This is a genomic window from Pseudomonas sp. UBA3149 (assembly GCF_002364655.1).
In the GTDB taxonomy this organism is placed as follows: domain Bacteria; phylum Pseudomonadota; class Gammaproteobacteria; order Pseudomonadales; family Pseudomonadaceae; genus Chryseomonas; species Chryseomonas luteola.
The window spans coordinates 17844-37579 of the sequence record NZ_DEYV01000005.1; the positions used below are offsets into that span (position 1 = coordinate 17844).

Below are 19736 nucleotides of genomic sequence, written 5' to 3' on the forward strand. Positions count from 1 at the left end.
TTAACGCAGGCCCCGCTTGGTATCATCCAGTTCACGGATGTACTTGAACAGTTTACGTGCCGCTGACGGCGGCTTGTTATGCGCCTGCTCGTGTTGGGCGTGACGGATCAACTGGCGCAGGTGCTGGCGGTCAGCGTCCGGGTAGTCTTCGACAAAAGCCTGCAGGACCTCGTCGCTACCACCCAGCAGGCGATCCCGCCAGCGTTCAAGGGCGTGAAAGCGCTCGTTGTACTGGCGGGTCGAGGAATCGACTTGTTCGATCATGGCCATGATCGCATCAAGATCCTGATCGCGCATCAGTTTGCCCAGGTACTGGGTATGTCGCTTCCGGGCGACGTTGGCTTTGTGCTTGGGAGCCTCGGCCAAAGCGCGGCGCAAAGGCTCGGTCAAGGGGAGGCGGTCAAGCAGGTCAGGGCTCATCCCGGCGAGGCGCGCGCCAAGGTCCTGCAGGGCATGCAATTCGCGCTTGATCTGCGATTTGCTCTTCTCTCCGGAGAAGGAGTCGTCGTCAAGAAAATCAGACATGAGGGTGGTCCATAACTAAAGGTCGCCATCATAACGAGTTGAAGGTCGGTTGTCCGGTCCGCCGGGCTGCCAACGCTGTATAGGAGAGAAGCATGAATCAATCCGTGGAAGCTGTCGGCCCGGCTGCCTTACCTGCCTTGCGTGAACAGGTCGAGCGCATTTTGGCGGAGGCGCGTCAGCAGGGTGCCACTGCTTGTGAGGTCTCGGTATCTGTTGAGCAGGGGTTATCTACAACCGTTCGCAAGGGCGAGGTTGAAACGGTTGAGTTCAATCGTGATGAGGGCTTCGGTATTACCTTGTACGTAGGGCACCACAAGGGCTCGGCCAGTACGTCCGCAACGGGCGAAAATGCTATCCGTGAGACCGTAGCCGCGGCTCTTGCCATTGCCCAGCACGCTTCCGAAGACGAATATTCAGGCTTGGCCGATCCGGAAAAAATGGCCAAGAGCCTACCTGACCTGGACCTGTTCCATCCCTGGAGCATTACGCCTGACGAGGCGATCGAGAAAGCGCTTATTTGCGAGTCAGCGGCCTTTGCAGCCAATCCCAAAATCACCAATGCTGATGGGACAAGCCTCAACACTCATCAGGGTTGCCGTATCTATGGCAACAGCCATGGCTTTATCGGTGGGTATGCCAGCAGTCGACACAGCCTGAGCTGCGTCATGATTGCGGAAAGTAATGGCCATATGCAGCGCGATTATTTTTACGACGTCAATCGTGTGGCTGAAGAGCTGATGGACCCTGTCTATATTGGTCAGCGCGCAGCAGAACGGGCGGTGAGTCGCTTGGGGGCTCGTCCGGTTCCGACGGCCCAGGTTCCTGTGCTGTTTGCGCCTGAACTGGCCTCAGGATTGTTCAGTAATTTCCTGGCCGCTATTTCTGGCAGCAACCTCTATCGGAAGACGACCTTCCTGGAAGGCGCAATGGGGCAGCAGCTCTTCCCTGAGTGGTTATCTGTCGATGAGCGTCCACTAATTCCTAGGGCATTGGGTAGTGCATCGTTCGACAATGAAGGACTGGCGACCTATGCCAAGCCCTTTATCGATAAGGGTGAGTTGGTTTCCTATTTGCTGGGCACCTATTCCGCCCGCAAACTGGGGATGCAAAGTACAGCCAATGCCGGAGGCGTGCATAACCTGTTTGTCAGTCACGGCAGTGATGACCAGGCGGCCCTGATCCGTCGCATGGGCAAAGGACTTCTCGTAACCGAACTCATGGGGCAGGGGGTCAATCTGGTAACAGGCGACTACTCACGGGGCGCTGCCGGTTATTGGGTCGAAAACGGCGAAATACAGTTTCCGGTGCAGGAAGTCACTATTGCGGGGCGTCTTCAGGATATGTTTCGCAACATCGTTGCGATCGGTTCGGATGTAGATCATCGCGGTGGTATTCGAACCGGATCGGTGCTGATTGAGTCCATGACTCTGGCCGGACGTTGATTCAAACTTTTGCGCCTGCCAATCAAACTACTGTAGGCAGGCGTAAAACGTCGCTTTCGTTTGTCGAATCTGTTAGATATGTTATTGATAAAGAATCTCATTTCTTATGAAGTCTGGTTTTATGGGGTGACAGGTCTTTAATTCTGTCCAGTTAACCCATAGCTAATAACTTTCAGCGTCAAGCCTCACTGGCGCGCTTCACTCAGCAGTAAACACGTGAACGTTCGAGCAACACGGGTCTGCCCTTAGGCAGACGATAGTTATTCTCACATCAGGAGACGACATCATGCCTCATACGCTTCCAGCTTTACCCTATGCCTACGATGCACTGGAACCTCACATCGATGCGCAGACAATGGAAATTCACCATACCAAGCATCATCAGACCTACATCAATAATCTGAATGCTGCGCTCGAGGGGACCGGCCTTGAGTCCTTGCCGGTAGAAGAACTGCTGACTCAACTGGACAAGCTGCCTCAAGATAAGCGTGGTGTGGTAGTAAACAACGGCGGCGGACATGCCAACCACTCTCTGTTCTGGACCGTTATGACTCCGCAAGGCGGTGGTAACCCGGAAGGTGAATTGGCTCAGGCGATCGATTCCCAGTTGGGCGGTATGGACGCATTCAAAGAAGCCTTCACCAAGGCTGCGGTGTCTCGCTTTGGCAGTGGCTGGGCATGGTTGAGCGTGACGCCTGAAAAGAAACTGGTTGTTGAAAGTACACTCAACCAGGACAGCCCCATCATGAATGGCAATACGCCTATTCTGGGCCTGGACGTATGGGAGCACGCATACTACCTGCGTTATCAGAACCGTCGTCCGGAATACATTGGTGCCTTTTACAACGTAGTCAATTGGCCTGAAGTTGCTCGTCGCTATCAGGCAGCAATGGCCTAACGGGGTACAAGCGTCGTGATCTTCGCGGTGTAAGGGATTCTTGCACCGCGTCTTCCAGTCCTGTCTTTCTTGCCTTGGCAGGTTTATGCGCTCAATACAGGCCTTTCTCTCAAGCTATCTCGGATTGACGTTGTGTCTTATCCTGCTTTGCATTGGGATCACATTTCATCAACTTGATGCACTCCAAGCGTTATTTCAAACATCGTCCATGCAGAATGCGCTCAAAGGCGGCATGCTTTGCGCATTAGGGACTGCACTCGGGGCGCTTCCTGTCCTTGCGCTTTCCCGTATCTCCGAGCGTCTATCCAATACCATGTTGGGCTTTGGTGCAGGCGTCATGCTTGCGGCTACTGCCTTTTCCCTTCTATTGCCTGCATTGGATGCAGGGGGCTCGCTAGGGTATTCCAAGTGGGGCAGTGGAGCGGTAGTCAGCTGTGGAATCATGCTAGGCGTGCTTGGCATGCTAGGGTTGGAGCGTGTCATGCCGGAGCAGGAGTTAGAGCAGCGTGATTCTATTTCCGCCGTAGAGCCGCGAATCCTACTGTTCGTTGCAGCCATTATTCTTCATAACATTCCCGAAGGGATGGCTGTCGGTGTAGCCGCAGGTGGTGCTGTTGAAGGGGCAGAGAGTCTGGCGCTTGGGATCGCCCTGCAGGACTTTCCGGAAGGGATGGTGATTGCGCTGGTGTTGGCTGGAGCGGGCGTAAACCGGTATAAAGCGGTGGGCATTGGCGCAGCCTCAGGGCTGGTTGAGCCGCTTTTCGCAGTCATTAGCGCCTGGCTGGTCAATTTCAGTCAGATGATGCTGCCTTGGGGGCTGTCGCTGGCAGCAGGTGCCATGTTGTTTGCCGTAACCCACGAAGTCATTCCTGAGGCGCACCTTAAAAAGGGTCACCGCAGTGCTGCCACCGTCGGGCTCGGCATTGGTTTTTGTCTGATGATGGTAATGGATACCGCATTAGGGTAGGGGAGCGTAGGCGATCATTCGCCTTCGTCGAACCGGTTGTTGATCAATTCAATCAATGCCTGCAAGGCTTCTTCGCTCTGTTCGCCTTCCGTTGCCAAGTGAAGCATCGTGCCTTTGCCAGCAGCCAGCATCATGACAGACATGATGCTTTTCCCATCGATTGTGCTTTCAGGGCTTCTACCGACTCTGACTTCGCACGGAAAGCGCCCAGCCACACCGACGAACTTGGCCGCTGCGCGTGCATGCAGCCCTAGCTTATTGATGATGGTGATTTCTTGGGCGGGCATTACGTTGAGTGTCCTTAATCGCTATTGTCCAGGTAGGTCGCGGTGGCGAATCTGGACTTTTTTCAGTTTTGATTTGAGAGCTGTTCCCAGTCGCTGGGCAATGTAAACCGAGCGGTGGTGGCCTCCCGTACAGCCAATCGCAATCGTTACATAAGAGCGATTGTTAGCGGCGAAATTGGGCAGCCATTTAGACAGGTAATTATAGATGTCTTGGTAGAGCTCTTCGACCTCGGTTTGCTCCTCCAGATACTCGATCACGGGTTGATCTAGACCTGAAAGCTCCCTGAGCTCTGCTTTCCAATAGGGATTGGGCAGGAAGCGGATATCGAAAACCATATCTGCATCAACCGGCAGGCCTCGTTTGAAACCAAACGACTCGATCAGAAACGCAGTGCCAGGCTCGGGTGCATTGAGCAAGCGTAGCTTGATCATGTCCTTGAGCTGATAAAGATTCAGATGAGTGGTGTCGATCTTCAGGTCAGCCAGATCGGCAATAGGCATCAGCAGCTGACGCTCATCCTCGATGGCTTCAGCCAGCGAACGATACTCGCTCGTAAGCGGATGACGACGGCGGGTTTCCGAGAACCGTTTGAGCAGTGTCTGATCATCTGCGTCCAGATACAGCACATCGCAACGGATATGACGTGATCTGACTTGCTCAAGCAGCTCGGGAAAGCGTTGTAGCTGGCTAGGCAGGTTGCGGGCGTCGATAGACAGGGCTATCTGAGACTGAGCCCCTTCGGATTCAGTCAGGGCGCGCTCGGACAGGTCCGGTAAAAGACCGGCAGGTAGATTATCGATGCAATAAAAGCCGTTGTCTTCCAGCACATCTAGTGCTGTGCTTTTGCCAGATCCGGAGCGTCCACTGACGATAATCAGATGCATGTTAATGACCGCTTTGGGCGTCGATAACTATTTGATAGAGCCCATTGCTAGTAGTTGCATGGCGCAGTCGGTCGCGGATTTCAGCCTTATCCAGCATGGCTGCAATCTGGCGCAACAACTCCAGATGCTGCTCGGTAGCGGCTTCGGGTACGAGCAGGACGAAAATAAGGTCTACTGGCGCTCCGTCGAGTGAGTCGAAGTCTACCGGTGTTTGCAGGTGGCACAGCACACTAATAGGCTCCTTGGAGCCACTCAGGCGGCAGTGAGGAATAGCTATTCCATTGCCGAAACCGGTCGACCCTAACTTTTCTCGGGCCATGAGGCTTTCGAAAATTGAGTGAGCGTCTTGCCCTGGCAAGTCAGTCGCAGCAATTTCAGAGATCTGCTGAAGCACGCTTTCTTTACTGACCCCTGGCATGCTCACGTGTGAGCGGCCAGGGGTCAGAATGGTTTCTAATCGAATCATAGGGTGATGTTAAGTCTCAACGGACGCCCAACCCTTGCTGCCTCTCGAGCTGTTTCTCTTTGTGTTTGATCAACTGGCGGTCGAGTTTATCGGTGAGAAGGTCGATGGCAGCGTACATGTCTTCATGTTCGGCATTTGCAACGACAGACGCACCTGCAACATGCAAGGTGGCTTCAACTTTCTGTTTCAGTTTATCGACCTGCATGATTACCTGAGCACTGGTAATGCGATCGAAGTGGCGTTCAAGTCGGGCGAGCTTTTCTCCAACGTAGCTGCGAAGGGAGTCGGTAACATCCAGTTGATGCCCACTGATGTTGACTTGCATACCGCGTTCTCCTTATTGCCGTGGTGTAACAGGCAGGCATTAGGCCTGCCGAAGAAACACTGTTGAGCGATAAGCGCCTCTTTCCCCCGCGCTCGCAGTCCGCTCGTGGCGAGCCGCCTAAGTCTAGACCAGCCTTTTCCGTTCACTCGATGGAGCAATGCCCAGCGACTCACGGTATTTGGCTACAGTCCGACGCGCGACCTGTATGCCTTGTGACTCCAGTAAACCAGCGATCTTGCTGTCGCTCAATGGCTTTTTTGCATTTTCGGCGGCAACAAGTTTTTTGATGATGGCGCGAATGGCGGTCGACGAGCATTCACCGCCCTCAGCCGTGCTTACGTGACTGGAGAAGAAGTATTTCAATTCGTATATGCCACGAGGCGTGTGCATATACTTTTGGGTGGTCACACGAGAAATTGTGGACTCGTGCATGCCAACCGCCTCGGCAATATCGTGAAGTACGAGTGGTTTCATGGCTTCTTCGCCATACTCTAGAAAGCCACGCTGATGCTCGACGATTTGCGTCGCAACCTTCATCAGGGTCTCGTTACGGCTCTGCAGACTCTTGATGAACCAGCGAGCTTCCTGCAACTGGTTACGCATGAAAGTGTTATCTGCACTGCTGTCGGCACGTTTCACGAAACCGGCATATTGTGAGTTTACGCGTAGCCGCGGCACCGCCTCCTGGTTCAGCTCAACCAGCCAACGGTCATTGTGTTTGCGCACGATGACATCAGGAACCACGTACTCGGCTTCACCTGATTCGATCTGGGAGCCTGGTCGGGGGTGCAGGCTTTGAATCAGCTCGATTACGTCACGTAACTCATCTTCCTTGATCTTCATGCGGCGCATGAGCTGGCTGTAATCACGGCTGCCTAGGACGTCCAGATAATCTGTGACCAAGCGCTTGGCTTCCGCCAGCCGTGGTGTTTTGCCTGGAAGCTGATTGAGTTGCAGCAGCAGGCATTCCTTGAGATTACGTGCGCCTACGCCTGCCGGTTCGAACTGTTGAACACGGCGTAAAACTACTTCGACTTCATCAATCTCTACCTCAAGCTCAGGATCTAGCGAGGCGTGTATGTCTTCGAGTGATTCTTCGAGGTAGCCATCATTATTGATGCCGTCGATGATCGACATGGCGACCATGCGATCCACGTCCGACATCGGGGCCAGATTCAGTTGCCAGAGAAGATGGCTCTGCAGACTTTCACCTGTCGATGTTCTGGATGTGAAATCCCATTCATCGTCGTCAGAGCTCGGAAGGCTGCTCGCGCTTGTCTGATAGATATCTTCCCAGGCGGTATCGACGGGAAGCTCATTGGGGATACGGTCACTCCATTCGGACTCGTCCGACTCAGAGGTCTCTATCGAGGGAGCCGTATCCTTGAACGTAACCTCCTGGCTACCAGGATTCGATAGCTCCTCGCCATCGGCAAGCGGGTCGCTGTGATCAAAATCATCGCCTTCTTCTTGCCGCTCGAGCATGGGGTTGGATTCCAGGGCTTCCTGAATTTCCTGCTGGAGATCAAGCGTCGAAAGTTGAAGCAATCGAATGGCCTGTTGCAGCTGAGGAGTCATGGTCAGCTGCTGGCCCATCTTTAAAACTAACGATGGTTTCATGGCTGCGGGCTTAGCACCTTAATCTACAGACGCGAACTGCGCCACGGAGCCCACCAGATAATTTGGTAGGGATGAGCAAATTATATGCCTGGTTTTTACCCTTTTGCCTAGAGGCGGAATTCGTGCCCCAGATAAACTTCCTTAACCAGGTCGTTGGCCAGCACGCTTTCGGCATCGCCTTCAGCAATCAGCTGTCCGTCATTCACAATATAAGCCATCTCACAGATTGTGAGGGTTTCCCGAACATTGTGATCCGTGATCAAAACGCCAATGCCTTTGGCTTTCAAGTGGCGAATGATTTGCTTGATATCACCCACTGAAATAGGGTCGACACCGGCAAAGGGCTCATCCAGCAGAATGAACTTGGGCGCCGTGGCTAGGGCGCGAGCAATCTCGACGCGACGACGTTCCCCACCCGACAGGCTCATGCCTAGGTTGTCACGAATATGGGTGATGTGAAATTCTTGAAGCAGCGACTCGAGCGCCTGGGTGCGTCCGTTTCGGTCCAGGTCCTTGCGTGTTTCAAGGATGGCCATGATGTTGTTGGCCACGGTCAGCTTGCGGAATATCGATGCTTCCTGGGGGAGATAACCGATACCTGCCTGCGCTCTGCCGTGCATAGGCAGGTTGGTGACATCCTGGTTATCGATTAGGACACGGCCATGATCGGCGTTGACCAACCCTACGATCATATAAAAGCATGTCGTCTTGCCCGCACCGTTAGGGCCGAGCAGTCCCACGATCTGGCCGCTTTCGATGGTCAGGCTGACATCCCGGACCACTTGGCGACCCTTATAGCTCTTGGCCAGATGCTGGGCTTTGAGCAGTACTGTCATTGAGCTTGCCCCGGCTGCTGGTCTTTGTTCTTGGGCTGGATGACCATGTCGATACGCGGTCTTGGTGTGGTGATCTTGTTACCGTTTGCACGGCCAGCATTCACGATCTGGCGCTGGGTGTCGTAAACGATCTTCTCGCCTTCGAACGTATTGCCTTGCTGTTCAACGCGTGCCTGGTCGATCAGAACGATTCGGTTTTCATCCGCATAGTACTGGATAGTCAGGCCGTAAGCCTTCACCGTATCTTTGTCCGCAGATGGCTTCTGCTCATAGTGAGCCGGCTTGCCAACGGCAGTTGCAACCTTGATGTTGCCGTTGTTGTCCTGGGTGATGGTCACGGTGTTACCCGTGATCTTCATCGTGCCTTGGGTAATGATGACGTCGCCTCGATAAACCGCTACGTTCTGCTTGTCATCGAGTTCGGCGCTGTCGGCCTGTACCCGGATGGGCTGGTTGCGGTCAGAAGGCAGAGCCCAGGCGTTAACGCTTCCGAACGTAGCGCCCAGGGTTAAAAGAAGGGGTAGAGATTTAACGAACCTCATGCTGGCCTCTTACATTGGACAGCAGGAGCATTCTGCCGTCATTCAGGTACGCTTTCATGCCTTTCGCTGTGGTCACGCTATTAGCGGCCTCAATCTTAACGGCTTGCTCAGTCTGCGCATAATTTTTGTCAGGAAAAACAGTCATTCGCGTCGTCGTCATCACGATAGGGCGGCCCTTTTCGTCTGTACGCTCGACCCTTACATCATCGATCAACTCAGCCTGTGTACCTTTTGGCGCCACCTCGGCCCTTGCGCTGCGAACATGCCAGGGCAGGTCAGTACCGCGGTATGCCAGCATATCGGGTTTCGAAACCAGTGTGACATCGGTGGCCTGAACGTGATCAAGCCGTTCGGCTGTCATCTCGTATTGTACCTTTCCATCGGCACGGTACTGGATCGTTTTGACATTTGTTGCATAGGCATCAATGGCATTATCGGTCTGGGCATTGCCTGCCGGGTCATCGATAAACCGTTGCGGCAAGAGGTTCCAGTAACCGATAGCGACCAGCGCCAGGGCAATCAGGACATAAAGTACAGGTTTACGCAGTGTACGGAACATGACAAAAGGCCTGCAAAAGCATTGTAGTCAAACGGCGGCATAAAGCACGGCAAAGGCTCTGTACCATTTGAAACGTAAAGCATTTATGAGTGCTATCACTGCCATACAGCAGCAATGATGGGCTGTCTCTCGATATGAGCTGCATTCACATGACGCCTGCGCGAAGCAGGTCGTGCATGTTCAATGCCCCCAGAGGGTAATCTTTCTCGTCGACCACAACCAAGGCGCTAATCTTGTGATCTTCCATGACTTTCAATGCCTCGGCTGCCAGCATCTGTGGGCGTGCTGTACGACCATGCTCCGTCATGACGTGGTCTATGGTCGTTGAGCGTACGTCAATTCCGCGATCAAGCGCACGCCGAAGGTCCCCATCAGTAAAAATACCTGCCAGTCGGCCATCAGGTTCCGTGACGACGGTCATGCCAAGCCCTTTTTGGGACATCTCAAGTAATGCACCGCTAAGCGAAGTGCCTCGTGGCACTTGAGGTAATTCCTTCCCGCTATGCATGACATGCTCGACCTTGAGAAGCAGGCGTCGGCCCAAAGCGCCGCCGGGGTGAGAAAAGGCAAAATCTTCAGCCGTGAAGCCTCGTGCATCGAGCAAGGCAATGGCAAGCGCATCCCCCAGAACCAGACTGGCAGTGGTGGAGGAGGTCGGTGCAAGATTCAGCGGGCAGGCTTCCTTGGCAACGCCTGCGTCCAGGTTGACAGTAGCTGCCTGGGCCAGAGGTGACTGGGGATTGCCTGTCATACTGATCAACGTGATTCCCAGTCGCTTGATAAGTGGCAAGAGCGTCACTATTTCAGGGGTAGAGCCAGAGTTGGACAGGGCCAGCACAATGTCCGCCTGGGTAATCATCCCCATGTCGCCGTGGCTTGCTTCGGCGGGATGGACGAAAAACGCGGGTGTGCCTGTGCTTGCCAGCGTGGCCGCAATCTTATTGCCGATATGTCCGGACTTTCCCATGCCCAGTACAACGATGCGGCCCTTGCAGTCCAGCATCAGTTCACAGGCTTTGACAAAGCGATCATCTATACGCCCACGCAATGCGTTCACGGCTTCCACTTCATAGCTGATGGTACGATTTGCGGATTCGATGAAATTTGCAGCGTGGGTCATTTGTCTACCAGTTTGCTGGGCAGCAGATTGATTGAAAACGCAGAATTATAACGACAATCAATCCCCCCTCCTATGAAAACGATTGAATTATGTTCATGTTGGGGAGGTAGCGCTGAAATGTTATGCTATGTCCTTGTCGAATAGGCCCTTAAAAGTGCCTTGGATGCTATTCGATGCGTCTGCCAGGAGGGCTGTAAGCTAGGAGTTTAGATGAACACCGATAGCGAGTATGCGGTCGAGCTTAAAGGCGTTACCTTCAAGCGAGGCGAGCGTACCATCTACGAGAATGTTGATATCCGCATCCCGCGTGGCAAGGTGACCGGTATTATGGGGCCTTCAGGGAGCGGCAAGACAACGCTGTTACGCTTGATTGCAGCCCAGTTGCGCCCTGAAAAGGGTGAGGTATGGGTTAACAATCTCAATCTTCCCACGCTGTCTCGAAGTGACCTGTTCAATGTGCGTAAGCAGATGGGCGTTCTGTTTCAGAGCGGTGCACTGTTTACTGACCTTGATGTTTTCGAAAACGTGGCCTTTCCTCTCCGGGTTCATACCAAGCTGCCTGAGGAGATGATCCGGGATATCGTCCTGATGAAACTTCAGGCGGTCGGTCTGCGGGGCGCTATCGAGTTAATGCCCGATGAGCTGTCCGGAGGCATGAAACGTCGGGTGGCTTTGGCTCGGGCGATTGCATTGGATCCTCAGATCCTGATGTATGACGAGCCTTTCGTGGGACAGGACCCCATTGCCATGGGCGTACTGGTGCGCCTGATTCGTCTGCTCAATGATGCACTGGGATTGACCAGTATCGTTGTGTCACATGATCTGGCCGAGACGGCAAGTATCGCTGACTATCTTTACATTGTCGGGGATACACAGGTGCTGGGCCAAGGAACCCCCGCAGAGCTCAAGGAGTCGTCTGATCCACGAGTGCTTCAGTTCATAAAAGGTACCCCGGATGGCCCGGTACCGTTCCATTTCGCAGCGCCTGACTATAGCGAAGATCTTTTGGGGAGGCGCTAATGCGTCACATTTCACTGCTTGAGCGCATCCGCTTATTGGGGCGCACAGGCCTGGATGTATTGGCTGCAGCCGGTCGTTCTGTTCTTTTGCTATTGCAATCCTTGTTTGGCCGCTCCGGCGCAGGCAAGGGTGGACAGTTGCTGATCAAGCAGCTCTATTCGGTAGGGGTTTTATCGCTACCCATCATCCTAGTTTCCGGTCTTTTCATCGGTATGGTTATAGCACTTCAGGGCTATAACATTCTGGTTACCTATGGTTCGGAACAGGCGGTTGGGCAGATGGTGGCGCTTACCCTGTTGAGAGAGTTGGGCCCTGTAGTTAGTGCGCTTCTGTTCGCAGGTCGCGCAGGTTCCGCGTTAACGGCTGAAATCGGCAACATGAAGTCGACAGAGCAGTTGTCCAGCCTCGAAATGATCGGTGTTGATCCGCTCAAATATATAGTGGCTCCGCGCCTGTGGGCGGGCTTTATTTCCTTGCCTCTGCTCTCGGCCATCTTCAGTGTTGTAGGTATCTGGGGCGGTGCGATGGTTGCGGTTGACTGGCTCGGCGTCTACGACGGCTCGTTCTGGAGCAACATGCAGAACAGCGTCCAAATGGCGGATGTCATCAATGGCATGATTAAAAGCCTTGTCTTTGCCTTTGTGGTGACCTGGATCGCCGTGTTCCAGGGGTACGACTGCGACGCTACTTCCGAAGGGATCAGCCGCGCGACGACCCGAACAGTTGTCTATGCCTCTCTGGCAGTGCTGGGTCTCGACTTTCTTTTGACTGCTTTGATGTTTGGAGATATCTGATGCAAACCCGCACCCAGGAAATTGGTGTCGGCCTGTTTCTGCTCGCTGGCTTGCTGGCTCTCTTGCTGTTGGCTTTGCGAGTGAGTGGCTTGAGCGTTGTCGAGCACAATGACACCTATAAAGCGTATGCCTATTTCGACAATATCGCCGGTCTGACCGTACGTGCAAAAGTCACGATGTCAGGCGTCACGATTGGCCGAGTCACCGCAATCGATCTGGATCGTGATAGCTACCGTGGTCGAGTGACCATGCAGATCGACCAACAGGTCGATAACATTCCGGTCGATTCCACCGCCTCCATCCTGACAGCAGGTCTGTTGGGTGAAAAATATATTGGTATTAGCGTGGGAGGGGATGAGGAGGTTGTCAAAGATGGCGGAACTATTCGTGATACTCAGTCGTCGCTGGTATTGGAAGATCTGATCGGCAAATTCCTGCTCAACACCGTCAACAAAGATTCGTCTGGCGATAAGTAAGAAGGACACGACATGCTCAAATTATTGCGAAACAGCGTTCTGGCCTTGCTGGCCGTAGTGCCATTGCTGGCCTCTGCAGCGCCTTCGGCTCACGATGTCATTCAACAGACTACAGATAAGTTGCTGTCTGATCTGCAAACCAACAAGGAAACGTACCGGAGCAATCCAGATGCTTTCTATAACTCTTTGAACGAGATCCTTGGTCCGGTCGTTGATGCCGAAGGTATCTCCCGCAGCATCATGACCGTAAGGTACAGTCGTCAGGCATCGCCTGAGCAAATGGCTCGCTTCCAGGAGAACTTTAAGCGAAGCCTGATGCAGTTCTATGGTAACGCACTGTTGGAGTACAACAATCAGGGTATCAAGGTTCTGCCAGCAACTGACAATGATCCCGAGCGTACTAGCGTAGGTATGGAAGTACGTGATAGCCGCGGAACTGTCTATCCGGTCTCTTATACTATGGTAAATATCAATGGCAGTTGGAGAGTGCGTAACGTAATCATCAACGGCATTAATATCGGTAAGCTGTTCCGTGATCAGTTTGCCCAATCTATGCAGGCTAACGGCAATAACCTGGACAAGGTTATCGATAGCTGGGCCAATACCGTGGCGCGTGCCAAAAACTCTCCTGAAGCTCAAAAGGCCCAGGCTGGCTCATGAGTACGCAGGCGCATCTAGGAGAGAAGGTGCCGGGCGTCATGACGCTGTCTGGTTTTCTCGATCATCAGACGACGGTAGCGCTGCGTCAGGAAGGGCAGCGCTATATACAGCAGAGTAGTACCGATGTGATCGTGATCGACTGTGCTGGTGTCGAGCGCTCCAACAGTGCAGGGCTTTCCTTGTTGCTGTCCTTTCAACGTGATGTGTTGCAGGCTGGCAAAAAACTTGAGGTTTGGAATTTGCCTGCAGATATGAAGCAGATCGCAAGTGTGTCCGGTTTGCTGGACATTCTTCCTCTCTCTCATTGAATATCCCATCGCCCTCTATCTGCAACCTTGGGGTTCGCAGTTGGAGGGCTTTTTTGTATTATGTCTGGCTGCGGAATAGGCTGCCAGGAGGTTGAACATGCAGGCTGAAGAAGTTAAACGCTTATTGGAAGCACAACTGCCGGAAACTCAGGTTGAGGTAGAAGGCGAGGGCTGCAACTTCCAATTGAACCTGATTGGCGATGAATTGGCTGCTATGAGCCCAGTAAAGCGCCAGCAGCAAGTCTATTCCCATCTCAATGCATTGATCGCTGATGGCAGCATCCATGCAGTCACTATGAAATTCTATACGCGCGCCGCTTGGGCTGAACGGGCTTGAGTTCGGCGCCGCCGAGATACCTATGGATAAATTGATTATTACCGGTGGCGCCAGCCTAAACGGAGAGATCCGTATTTCAGGCGCAAAAAACTCTGCCTTGCCGATCCTGGCTGCCACCTTGCTTGCGGATACGCCTGTAACTGTTTGCAATCTGCCGCATCTGCATGACATCACTACCATGATCGAATTGTTCGGTCGTATGGGGGTGCAGCCGGTTATCGACGAAAAGCTCAACGTTGAAGTAAATGCTTCGACTATCAAGACGCTTGTAGCGCCCTATGAGCTGGTCAAGACCATGCGAGCCTCTATTCTGGTGCTGGGTCCGATGCTGGCTCGTTTCGGCGAAGCCGAAGTCGCACTGCCCGGCGGATGTGCCATTGGCTCGCGTCCGGTCGATTTGCATCTGCGCGGCCTTGAGGCGATGGGTGCCCAGATTGAAGTCGAGGCAGGCTATATCAAAGCCAAGGCTCCAGCGGGCGGCCTGCGTGGCGCACATTACTTCTTTGATACCGTCAGTGTAACCGGTACTGAAAACGTTCTGATGGCGGCAACGCTGGCCAAAGGACGTAGCGTCATCCAGAATGCTGCACGTGAGCCGGAAGTCGTGGATCTAGCCAATTGCCTGATCGCCATGGGAGCCCATATTGAAGGTGCCGGTACCGATACCATTACGGTAGAAGGTGTCGAGCGTCTGGGTGGCGCCCGTTATTCCGTACTGCCCGACCGTATCGAGACGGGTAGTTATCTGGTTGCGGCGGCGGCTACCCGTGGTCGCGTCAAGCTCAAGGATACTGATCCTTCCATTCTCGAAGCCGTTCTGCTCAAGCTGGAAGAGGCAGGTGCCCACGTTTCTACTGGATCCAATTGGATCGAGCTGGACATGAAAGGGAATCGACCCAAGGCAGTCAATGTGCGTACTGCACCGTACCCTGCATTCCCAACAGATATGCAGGCGCAGTTCATCTCCATGAACGCTGTGGCAGAAGGCACAGGAACGGTAGTTGAAACGATCTTTGAAAACCGCTTCATGCACGTCTATGAAATGACTCGCATGGGCGCTCAGATCGCTGTGGAAGGTAATGCTGCCATCGTAACCGGCATTCCTCACCTGAAGGCTGCACCCGTAATGGCTACTGACTTGCGTGCATCGGCCAGCCTGGTAATCGCTGCGCTGGTAGCGGAAGGCGATACCCTGATCGACCGCATCTACCATATCGATCGGGGTTATGAGTGCATCGAGGAAAAGCTACAACTTCTGGGTGCTAAAATTCGCCGTGTTCCGGGTTAAGGGCTCATGCTGACTATCGCGCTTTCAAAAGGCCGAATCCTGAACGATACGCTGCCGCTTCTTGCGGCGGCGGGTATCGTCCCAACTGAAGACCCCGATAAAAGCCGCAAGCTGATCATCCCCACAAGTCTGGATGATGTGCGCTTGTTGATCGTACGTGCGACTGACGTGCCGACCTACGTTGAGCAAGGCGCAGCTGACTTGGGTGTTGCGGGAAAGGATGTGCTTATGGAGCACTCTGGCCAAGGACTCTACGAGCCGCTGGATCTGCAGATCGCCAAATGCCGGCTGATGACAGCGGGTGCAGTAAATGCTCCAGAGCCACGTGGCCGCCTCAAGGTAGCGACCAAGTTTGTCAATATCGCCAAACGTTATTATGCCGAGCAGGGACGTCAGGTCGATATCATCAAGCTCTATGGCTCCATGGAGCTTGCACCTCTAGTGGGGTTGGCTGACAAGATCATTGATGTGGTCGATACAGGTAATACCTTGCGCGCCAATGGGCTTGAGCCACAGGAGTTGATTGCCCATGTTAGCTCTCGATTGATCGTCAACAAGGCTTCGATGAAAATGCAGCACGCGCGTATCCAGGCGCTGATCGATGTGCTGCGTGCTACGGTCGAAGAGCGACACCAGGCCTGACCTTTCGCACGGCTGATGCCGTGCCTGCCTATCCGTGTCATAGCCAATTTTCTCAGGTACCCGCACGGCAGGGCTGATACTCTAGCGGTGCCTGAGACTAGCCATTGATAAGAGGCTTCGCTATGACCGCACCGATTACGCTTCGCCGACTCGACGCTGCCGATCCTGATTTCGCGCGTCATCTGGATCATCTGCTGAGCTGGGAAAGTGTTTCTGACGCTGGCGTCAATCAGCGAGTCCTGGAGATTATCGAGGCTGTTCGCACCCGAGGGGATGAAGCTCTGGTGGAGTTCACACAGCGCTTTGATGGCGTCCAGGCTAGCTCAATGTCTGATCTGATTCTGCCTCGCGAAAGACTTGAGTTGGCTCTTACGCGCATTACCGATGAGCAGCGAAATGCTCTTGAGCATGCAGCAGATCGTGTTCGCAGCTATCACGAAAAGCAAAAGCAGGACTCCTGGCGTTATACGGAAGCGGATGGCACCGTTCTTGGGCAGCAAGTGACGCCGCTTGATCGGGCTGGGTTATATGTACCTGGCGGCAAGGCTTCCTATCCCTCTTCGGTGTTGATGAACGCCATTCCTGCCAAGGTTGCCGGTGTTGCTGAAGTTGTAATGGTCGTGCCAACGCCTCGCGGTGAAATCAACGAGCTGGTGCTCGCTGCCGCGTGCATTGCAGGCGTGGACCGCGTTTTTACTGTGGGTGGTGCGCAAGCAGTAGCGGCACTGGCTTACGGTACGCAAAGCGTCCCTCGTGTGGACAAGATCGTAGGGCCAGGCAATATCTATGTTGCAACGGCCAAACGTCATGTCTTCGGACAGGTGGGTATCGACATGATTGCCGGGCCCTCCGAGATTCTAGTGGTCTGTGATGGCCAGACTGATCCAGACTGGATCGCCATGGATCTGTTTTCTCAGGCTGAGCATGATGAAGATGCCCAGTCGATTCTTGTCAGTCCTGATGCCGAGTTTCTGGACAGGGTTGCTGAAAGTATCGCTCGTCTTCTGCCTACAATGGAGCGTGCTGAAATCATCCGAACGTCCTTGGAAGGAAGAGGTGCTCTGATTCATGTTGCCGATCAGGCTCGGGCCTGCGAGGTCGTCAATCGCATTGCGCCTGAGCATTTGGAGCTCTCTGTAGCTGATCCTGAAGCCTGGTTGCCGGGCATTCGCCACGCGGGCGCGATCTTCATGGGGCGTTATACCGCTGAGGCACTGGGGGATTATTGTGCAGGGCCCAACCATGTTCTACCCACGTCCGGCACTGCACGTTTCTCTTCTCCTTTGGGCGTGTATGACTTCCAGAAGCGCTCGTCCTTGATCTTTTGTTCCGCGGATGGCGCTTCAGTGCTGGGGCGTACCGCCTCGGTGCTTGCGCGTGGGGAGTCCCTGACAGCTCATGCGCGCAGCGCTGAATACCGGATCAAGGAGTGATGTCATGAGTCGATTCTGGAGTCCCTTCGTCGAGAAGCTGGTGCCGTATGTACCTGGCGAGCAGCCCAGGATTGCCAATCTGGTAAAACTCAACACCAACGAAAACCCCTACGGCCCTTCGCCCAAGGTTATTGATGCGATACGGGCCGAACTGGGCGAGGGCTTGCGGCTGTACCCTGATCCCAATGGGGATCGGTTGAAGCAGGCGGTAGCAGAGTATTATTCAATCAATGTCGAGCAAGTGTTTGTAGGCAATGGTTCGGATGAAGTGCTTGCCCATATCTTTCACGGCTTGTTTCAGCACAAGGCGCCCTTGCTGTTCCCGGACATTTCTTACAGCTTCTACCCGGTGTACTGTGGGTTGTATGAAATTCCATTCGAAGCGTTGCCACTGGATGAACACTATCAAATCAATCTGGAAGACTACATCCGGCCTAACGCCGGTATTATTTTCCCCAATCCTAACGCGCCTACAGGGTGTCTGGTAGGGTTGGAGCACATCGAGTCGCTTCTGCAAAAGAACACGGACTCGGTTGTGGTGGTTGATGAAGCCTATGTGGATTTTGGTGGCGAGACTGCTATTTCACTGGTGGGTCGTTATCCAAATCTGCTAGTGACTCAAACGCTCTCCAAGTCTCGCTCCCTGGCAGGCTTGAGGGTTGGGCTGGCAGTAGGTCATCCCGATCTCATCGAAGCATTGGAGCGGGTCAAGAACAGTTTCAATTCATACCCGCTTGATCGGTTGGCGCTGGCAGGCGCCGTCGCAGCGTTTGAAGACAGGGACTATTTCAGTCAAACGTGCGGAGCAGTGATTGAAAGCCGAACGGTGCTGGTAGCCGAATTGGAAGCACTGGGTTTCCATGTGCTGCCCTCTGCTGCAAATTTCGTGTTCGCTCAGCACCCTTCGTATGAGGGGGCTGAATTGGCGGCTGCACTGCGTGAAAGACGCGTCATTGTGCGTCATTTCAATAAGCCTCGAATCGATAAGTTCTTGCGTATCACTATTGGTACGCCAGAACAAAATGCTGTTTTGATCGAGGCGTTGAAGGGCTACGGACTCGCCTGATGGAAGAAGAAGCGGCGCCTATGGGGCGCCGTTTTTTTGTGCTGACTCATCAGGGGAGGGCCCGGATGACGTGCTGGTATCAATGGGTGGCCTTAAACCTATGATTCCGGTCAGTTTGAGCGGCTTGCCATTGCGAAGCACTTCTATCGAGATTTTGTCTCCAGGTCTGCTGCGTGCGACCTGATTCATGGACTGGCGACCATCGATCGCAGGTTCGTTGTCTAGCTTAAGCAGAATGTCGCCTGGCTGCAGGCCGGCACGTTGTGCCGGACCGTTGGGGTAAACCCCAGAAACGACAATACCGGCCTGATTAGGCAGGTTGAACGAGGCGGCAAGCTCTGGGGAAATACGTTCTACCTCAACACCTAGCCAGCCGCGAATTACCTGGCCGTGGGCAATGATTGATTGCATGACGTCCATGGCCAGTTTGATGGGTATGGCGAAGCCGATACCCTGCGAGCCACCGGATAAAATCGCTGTGTTGATACCAATCAGATTGCCGTTGGCATCTACCAGTGCCCCACCAGAGTTACCCAGGTTGATGGCTGCATCTGTCTGGATGAAATCCTCATAGGTATTTAGCCCCAGCTGGTTACGGCCTGTGGCACTGATAATGCCCATGGTCACCGTCTGACCTACGCCGAACGGGTTGCCAATAGCCAGTGCCACATCCCCGATGCGAATGGCTTCCGAATGGCCGATGGAGATGGCCGGAAGACTATTCAGATCAATCTTGAGAACAGCCAGATCTGTATCGGGATCGCTTCCTATCAGATGCGCCACCGTCTGCCGGCCATCCTGTAACGCCACGACAATGGTATCGGCGTCGGAGGTGACATGGTTGTTGGTCAGCAGATAGCCTTCATGGCTCATGATCACTGCCGAACCCAGGCTCAGCTCTTCGTTACTCTTTGGTGGATTCTTATCAAAGTAGGGTTTGAATAAGGGGTCATCCTGAATTGGCGCGCTGGGCTTCTTGGGATGCTTGGTCGAACGTAGTGAAACTACGGCCGGAGCTGCCTTGCTGGCGGCATCAGCATAAGAGACCGGGCCTTGAGTGCGAGGGGAGGTCTCAGTCGTCTGCTCGAAGTGTACCTGCTGCTTGGGCAAGCCTACCCATTCAGGAAATCGAATGACTACCACCGCTGCCAGCAGGATGCCTACCACGATGGGCCAGCCGTAGGAGCGCAAGGCCTTTAACATTATTACCAATCCTTGTTGCGAGGCCTGTGTACGGCCG

The 19736-nt window shown here is 53.9% G+C and carries 24 protein-coding genes; 13 read left to right on the top strand and 11 right to left on the bottom strand.

Annotated features, from left to right (window positions below; all coding sequences use genetic code 11):
* A complete protein-coding gene (gene yjgA / locus B3729_RS01805) occupies window positions 1-525 on the bottom strand; it encodes a ribosome biogenesis factor YjgA (protein ID WP_010797276.1) in 525 nt (174 codons plus the stop codon).
* A gap of 92 nt (window positions 526-617) precedes the next feature.
* On the opposite strand from yjgA, the gene pmbA reads away from it, so the two are divergent.
* The 3 genes from pmbA (at window position 618) to B3729_RS01820 (ending at window position 3832) form a co-directional block, all read left to right on the top strand.
* Window positions 618-1967 carry a metalloprotease PmbA gene (gene pmbA / locus B3729_RS01810; RefSeq protein WP_286786905.1) on the top strand — a complete coding sequence of 450 codons (1350 nt, stop codon included), beginning with the start codon at window positions 618-620 and terminating at the stop codon, window positions 1965-1967.
* Between the two features lie 286 nt (window positions 1968-2253).
* Window positions 2254-2865 carry a superoxide dismutase gene (locus tag B3729_RS01815; RefSeq protein ID WP_019365678.1) on the top strand — a complete coding sequence of 204 codons (612 nt, stop codon included), beginning with the start codon at window positions 2254-2256 and terminating at the stop codon, window positions 2863-2865.
* An 85-nt stretch (window positions 2866-2950) separates the two neighbouring features.
* Window positions 2951-3832, top strand: a complete 882-nt coding sequence (locus B3729_RS01820; RefSeq protein WP_376748337.1) for a ZIP family metal transporter — start codon at window positions 2951-2953, stop codon at window positions 3830-3832.
* A gap of 14 nt (window positions 3833-3846) precedes the next feature.
* On the opposite strand, the gene B3729_RS01825 is transcribed toward B3729_RS01820, so the two are convergent.
* The 9 genes from B3729_RS01825 to B3729_RS01865 form a co-directional block, all read right to left on the bottom strand.
* Window positions 3847-4119 (bottom strand): HPr family phosphocarrier protein, encoded by a 273-nt coding sequence (locus B3729_RS01825; RefSeq protein WP_010797280.1) that lies wholly within the window; start codon window positions 4117-4119, stop codon window positions 3847-3849.
* 21 nt (window positions 4120-4140) lie between these two features.
* Window positions 4141-5004 (bottom strand): RNase adapter RapZ, encoded by an 864-nt coding sequence (rapZ, locus tag B3729_RS01830; protein WP_010797281.1) that lies wholly within the window; start codon window positions 5002-5004, stop codon window positions 4141-4143.
* 1 nt (window position 5005) lies between these two features.
* Window positions 5006-5470, bottom strand: a complete 465-nt coding sequence (ptsN, locus tag B3729_RS01835) for a PTS IIA-like nitrogen regulatory protein PtsN (RefSeq protein WP_286786906.1) — start codon at window positions 5468-5470, stop codon at window positions 5006-5008.
* 16 nt (window positions 5471-5486) lie between these two features.
* Window positions 5487-5795 carry a ribosome hibernation-promoting factor, HPF/YfiA family gene (hpf, locus tag B3729_RS01840; RefSeq protein WP_010797283.1) on the bottom strand — a complete coding sequence of 103 codons (309 nt, stop codon included), beginning with the start codon at window positions 5793-5795 and terminating at the stop codon, window positions 5487-5489.
* Window positions 5796-5918: 123 nt separating this feature from the next.
* Complete coding sequence (locus B3729_RS01845; protein ID WP_074827893.1) at window positions 5919-7415, bottom strand: RNA polymerase factor sigma-54; 1497 nt, start codon at window positions 7413-7415, stop codon at window positions 5919-5921.
* Between the two features lie 107 nt (window positions 7416-7522).
* Entirely contained in the window at window positions 7523-8251 is a 729-nt protein-coding gene (gene lptB / locus B3729_RS01850) for an LPS export ABC transporter ATP-binding protein (RefSeq protein WP_010797285.1), read from the bottom strand.
* Window positions 8248-8793 carry a lipopolysaccharide transport periplasmic protein LptA gene (gene lptA, locus B3729_RS01855; RefSeq protein WP_010797286.1) on the bottom strand — a complete coding sequence of 182 codons (546 nt, stop codon included), beginning with the start codon at window positions 8791-8793 and terminating at the stop codon, window positions 8248-8250. The genes lptB and lptA overlap by 4 nt, the downstream gene beginning before the upstream one ends.
* Window positions 8780-9352, bottom strand: coding sequence for an LPS export ABC transporter periplasmic protein LptC (lptC, locus tag B3729_RS01860; RefSeq protein WP_010797287.1), 573 nt, complete (start codon window positions 9350-9352; stop codon window positions 8780-8782). The genes lptA and lptC overlap by 14 nt, the downstream gene beginning before the upstream one ends.
* A gap of 145 nt (window positions 9353-9497) precedes the next feature.
* Window positions 9498-10472: a KpsF/GutQ family sugar-phosphate isomerase gene (locus B3729_RS01865; RefSeq protein WP_010797288.1), complete on the bottom strand. Its 975-nt coding sequence runs from the start codon at window positions 10470-10472 to the stop codon at window positions 9498-9500.
* Between the two features lie 210 nt (window positions 10473-10682).
* Here B3729_RS01865 and B3729_RS01870 point away from each other — a divergent pair, with 210 nt between their 5' ends.
* The 10 genes from B3729_RS01870 (at window position 10683) to hisC (ending at window position 18496) form a co-directional block, all read left to right on the top strand.
* On the top strand, window positions 10683-11492 hold the full coding sequence (locus B3729_RS01870) for an ATP-binding cassette domain-containing protein (RefSeq protein ID WP_074827898.1): 810 nt from the start codon (window positions 10683-10685) through the stop codon (window positions 11490-11492).
* Entirely contained in the window at window positions 11492-12286 is a 795-nt protein-coding gene (gene mlaE, locus B3729_RS01875; RefSeq protein WP_010797290.1) for a lipid asymmetry maintenance ABC transporter permease subunit MlaE, read from the top strand. Before B3729_RS01870 ends, mlaE begins: the two co-directional genes overlap by 1 nt.
* On the top strand, window positions 12286-12762 hold the full coding sequence (mlaD, locus tag B3729_RS01880) for an outer membrane lipid asymmetry maintenance protein MlaD (RefSeq protein WP_286786907.1): 477 nt from the start codon (window positions 12286-12288) through the stop codon (window positions 12760-12762). Before mlaE ends, mlaD begins: the two co-directional genes overlap by 1 nt.
* A gap of 12 nt (window positions 12763-12774) precedes the next feature.
* Window positions 12775-13422, top strand: a complete 648-nt coding sequence (locus B3729_RS01885; protein ID WP_074827900.1) for an MlaC/ttg2D family ABC transporter substrate-binding protein — start codon at window positions 12775-12777, stop codon at window positions 13420-13422.
* Window positions 13419-13730 (top strand): STAS domain-containing protein, encoded by a 312-nt coding sequence (locus B3729_RS01890; protein WP_286786908.1) that lies wholly within the window; start codon window positions 13419-13421, stop codon window positions 13728-13730. Before B3729_RS01885 ends, B3729_RS01890 begins: the two co-directional genes overlap by 4 nt.
* 97 nt (window positions 13731-13827) lie before the next feature.
* Window positions 13828-14067 carry a BolA family protein gene (locus B3729_RS01895; protein WP_010797294.1) on the top strand — a complete coding sequence of 80 codons (240 nt, stop codon included), beginning with the start codon at window positions 13828-13830 and terminating at the stop codon, window positions 14065-14067.
* A 22-nt stretch (window positions 14068-14089) separates the two neighbouring features.
* Window positions 14090-15355 (top strand): UDP-N-acetylglucosamine 1-carboxyvinyltransferase, encoded by a 1266-nt coding sequence (gene murA, locus B3729_RS01900; protein ID WP_010797295.1) that lies wholly within the window; start codon window positions 14090-14092, stop codon window positions 15353-15355.
* A gap of 6 nt (window positions 15356-15361) precedes the next feature.
* A complete protein-coding gene (hisG, locus tag B3729_RS01905) occupies window positions 15362-15997 on the top strand; it encodes an ATP phosphoribosyltransferase (protein ID WP_019365667.1) in 636 nt (211 codons plus the stop codon).
* A 122-nt stretch (window positions 15998-16119) separates the two neighbouring features.
* The gene (gene hisD / locus B3729_RS01910; RefSeq protein ID WP_074827905.1) at window positions 16120-17430 is read left to right on the top strand and encodes a histidinol dehydrogenase; all 1311 of its coding nucleotides are present in this window, start codon (window positions 16120-16122) and stop codon (window positions 17428-17430) included.
* 4 nt (window positions 17431-17434) lie between these two features.
* Complete coding sequence (gene hisC / locus B3729_RS01915; RefSeq protein ID WP_286786909.1) at window positions 17435-18496, top strand: histidinol-phosphate transaminase; 1062 nt, start codon at window positions 17435-17437, stop codon at window positions 18494-18496.
* A gap of 18 nt (window positions 18497-18514) precedes the next feature.
* Here hisC and B3729_RS01920 read toward each other — a convergent pair whose 3' ends face one another.
* Window positions 18515-19699, bottom strand: coding sequence for a S1C family serine protease (locus B3729_RS01920; protein ID WP_286786910.1), 1185 nt, complete (start codon window positions 19697-19699; stop codon window positions 18515-18517).
* Window positions 19700-19736: the final 37 nt, after the last annotated feature.

Excerpts from the sequence above, each read along its gene's own strand:
- hisC (WP_286786909.1), top strand. The coding sequence starts at position 17,435 with ATGAGTCGATTCTGGAGTCCCTTCGTCGAGAAGCTGGTGCCGTATGTA.
- B3729_RS01825 (WP_010797280.1), bottom strand. The coding sequence starts at position 4,119 with ATGCCCGCCCAAGAAATCACCATCATCAATAAGCTAGGGCTGCATGCA.
- mlaD (WP_286786907.1), top strand. The coding sequence starts at position 12,286 with ATGCAAACCCGCACCCAGGAAATTGGTGTCGGCCTGTTTCTGCTCGCT.
- ptsN (WP_286786906.1), bottom strand. The coding sequence starts at position 5,470 with ATGATTCGATTAGAAACCATTCTGACCCCTGGCCGCTCACACGTGAGC.
- yjgA (WP_010797276.1), bottom strand. The coding sequence starts at position 525 with ATGTCTGATTTTCTTGACGACGACTCCTTCTCCGGAGAGAAGAGCAAA.
- B3729_RS01920 (WP_286786910.1), bottom strand. The coding sequence starts at position 19,699 with ATGTTAAAGGCCTTGCGCTCCTACGGCTGGCCCATCGTGGTAGGCATC.
- B3729_RS01885 (WP_074827900.1), top strand. The coding sequence starts at position 12,775 with ATGCTCAAATTATTGCGAAACAGCGTTCTGGCCTTGCTGGCCGTAGTG.
- murA (WP_010797295.1), top strand. The coding sequence starts at position 14,090 with ATGGATAAATTGATTATTACCGGTGGCGCCAGCCTAAACGGAGAGATC.
- lptA (WP_010797286.1), bottom strand. The coding sequence starts at position 8,793 with ATGAGGTTCGTTAAATCTCTACCCCTTCTTTTAACCCTGGGCGCTACG.
- rapZ (WP_010797281.1), bottom strand. The coding sequence starts at position 5,004 with ATGCATCTGATTATCGTCAGTGGACGCTCCGGATCTGGCAAAAGCACA.
- lptB (WP_010797285.1), bottom strand. The coding sequence starts at position 8,251 with ATGACAGTACTGCTCAAAGCCCAGCATCTGGCCAAGAGCTATAAGGGT.
- B3729_RS01870 (WP_074827898.1), top strand. The coding sequence starts at position 10,683 with ATGAACACCGATAGCGAGTATGCGGTCGAGCTTAAAGGCGTTACCTTC.
- mlaE (WP_010797290.1), top strand. The coding sequence starts at position 11,492 with ATGCGTCACATTTCACTGCTTGAGCGCATCCGCTTATTGGGGCGCACA.
- B3729_RS01845 (WP_074827893.1), bottom strand. The coding sequence starts at position 7,415 with ATGAAACCATCGTTAGTTTTAAAGATGGGCCAGCAGCTGACCATGACT.
- pmbA (WP_286786905.1), top strand. The coding sequence starts at position 618 with ATGAATCAATCCGTGGAAGCTGTCGGCCCGGCTGCCTTACCTGCCTTG.
- lptC (WP_010797287.1), bottom strand. The coding sequence starts at position 9,352 with ATGTTCCGTACACTGCGTAAACCTGTACTTTATGTCCTGATTGCCCTG.
- B3729_RS01815 (WP_019365678.1), top strand. The coding sequence starts at position 2,254 with ATGCCTCATACGCTTCCAGCTTTACCCTATGCCTACGATGCACTGGAA.
- hpf (WP_010797283.1), bottom strand. The coding sequence starts at position 5,795 with ATGCAAGTCAACATCAGTGGGCATCAACTGGATGTTACCGACTCCCTT.
- B3729_RS01890 (WP_286786908.1), top strand. The coding sequence starts at position 13,419 with ATGAGTACGCAGGCGCATCTAGGAGAGAAGGTGCCGGGCGTCATGACG.
- B3729_RS01895 (WP_010797294.1), top strand. The coding sequence starts at position 13,828 with ATGCAGGCTGAAGAAGTTAAACGCTTATTGGAAGCACAACTGCCGGAA.
- hisD (WP_074827905.1), top strand. The coding sequence starts at position 16,120 with ATGACCGCACCGATTACGCTTCGCCGACTCGACGCTGCCGATCCTGAT.
- B3729_RS01820 (WP_376748337.1), top strand. The coding sequence starts at position 2,951 with ATGCGCTCAATACAGGCCTTTCTCTCAAGCTATCTCGGATTGACGTTG.
- B3729_RS01865 (WP_010797288.1), bottom strand. The coding sequence starts at position 10,472 with ATGACCCACGCTGCAAATTTCATCGAATCCGCAAATCGTACCATCAGC.
- hisG (WP_019365667.1), top strand. The coding sequence starts at position 15,362 with ATGCTGACTATCGCGCTTTCAAAAGGCCGAATCCTGAACGATACGCTG.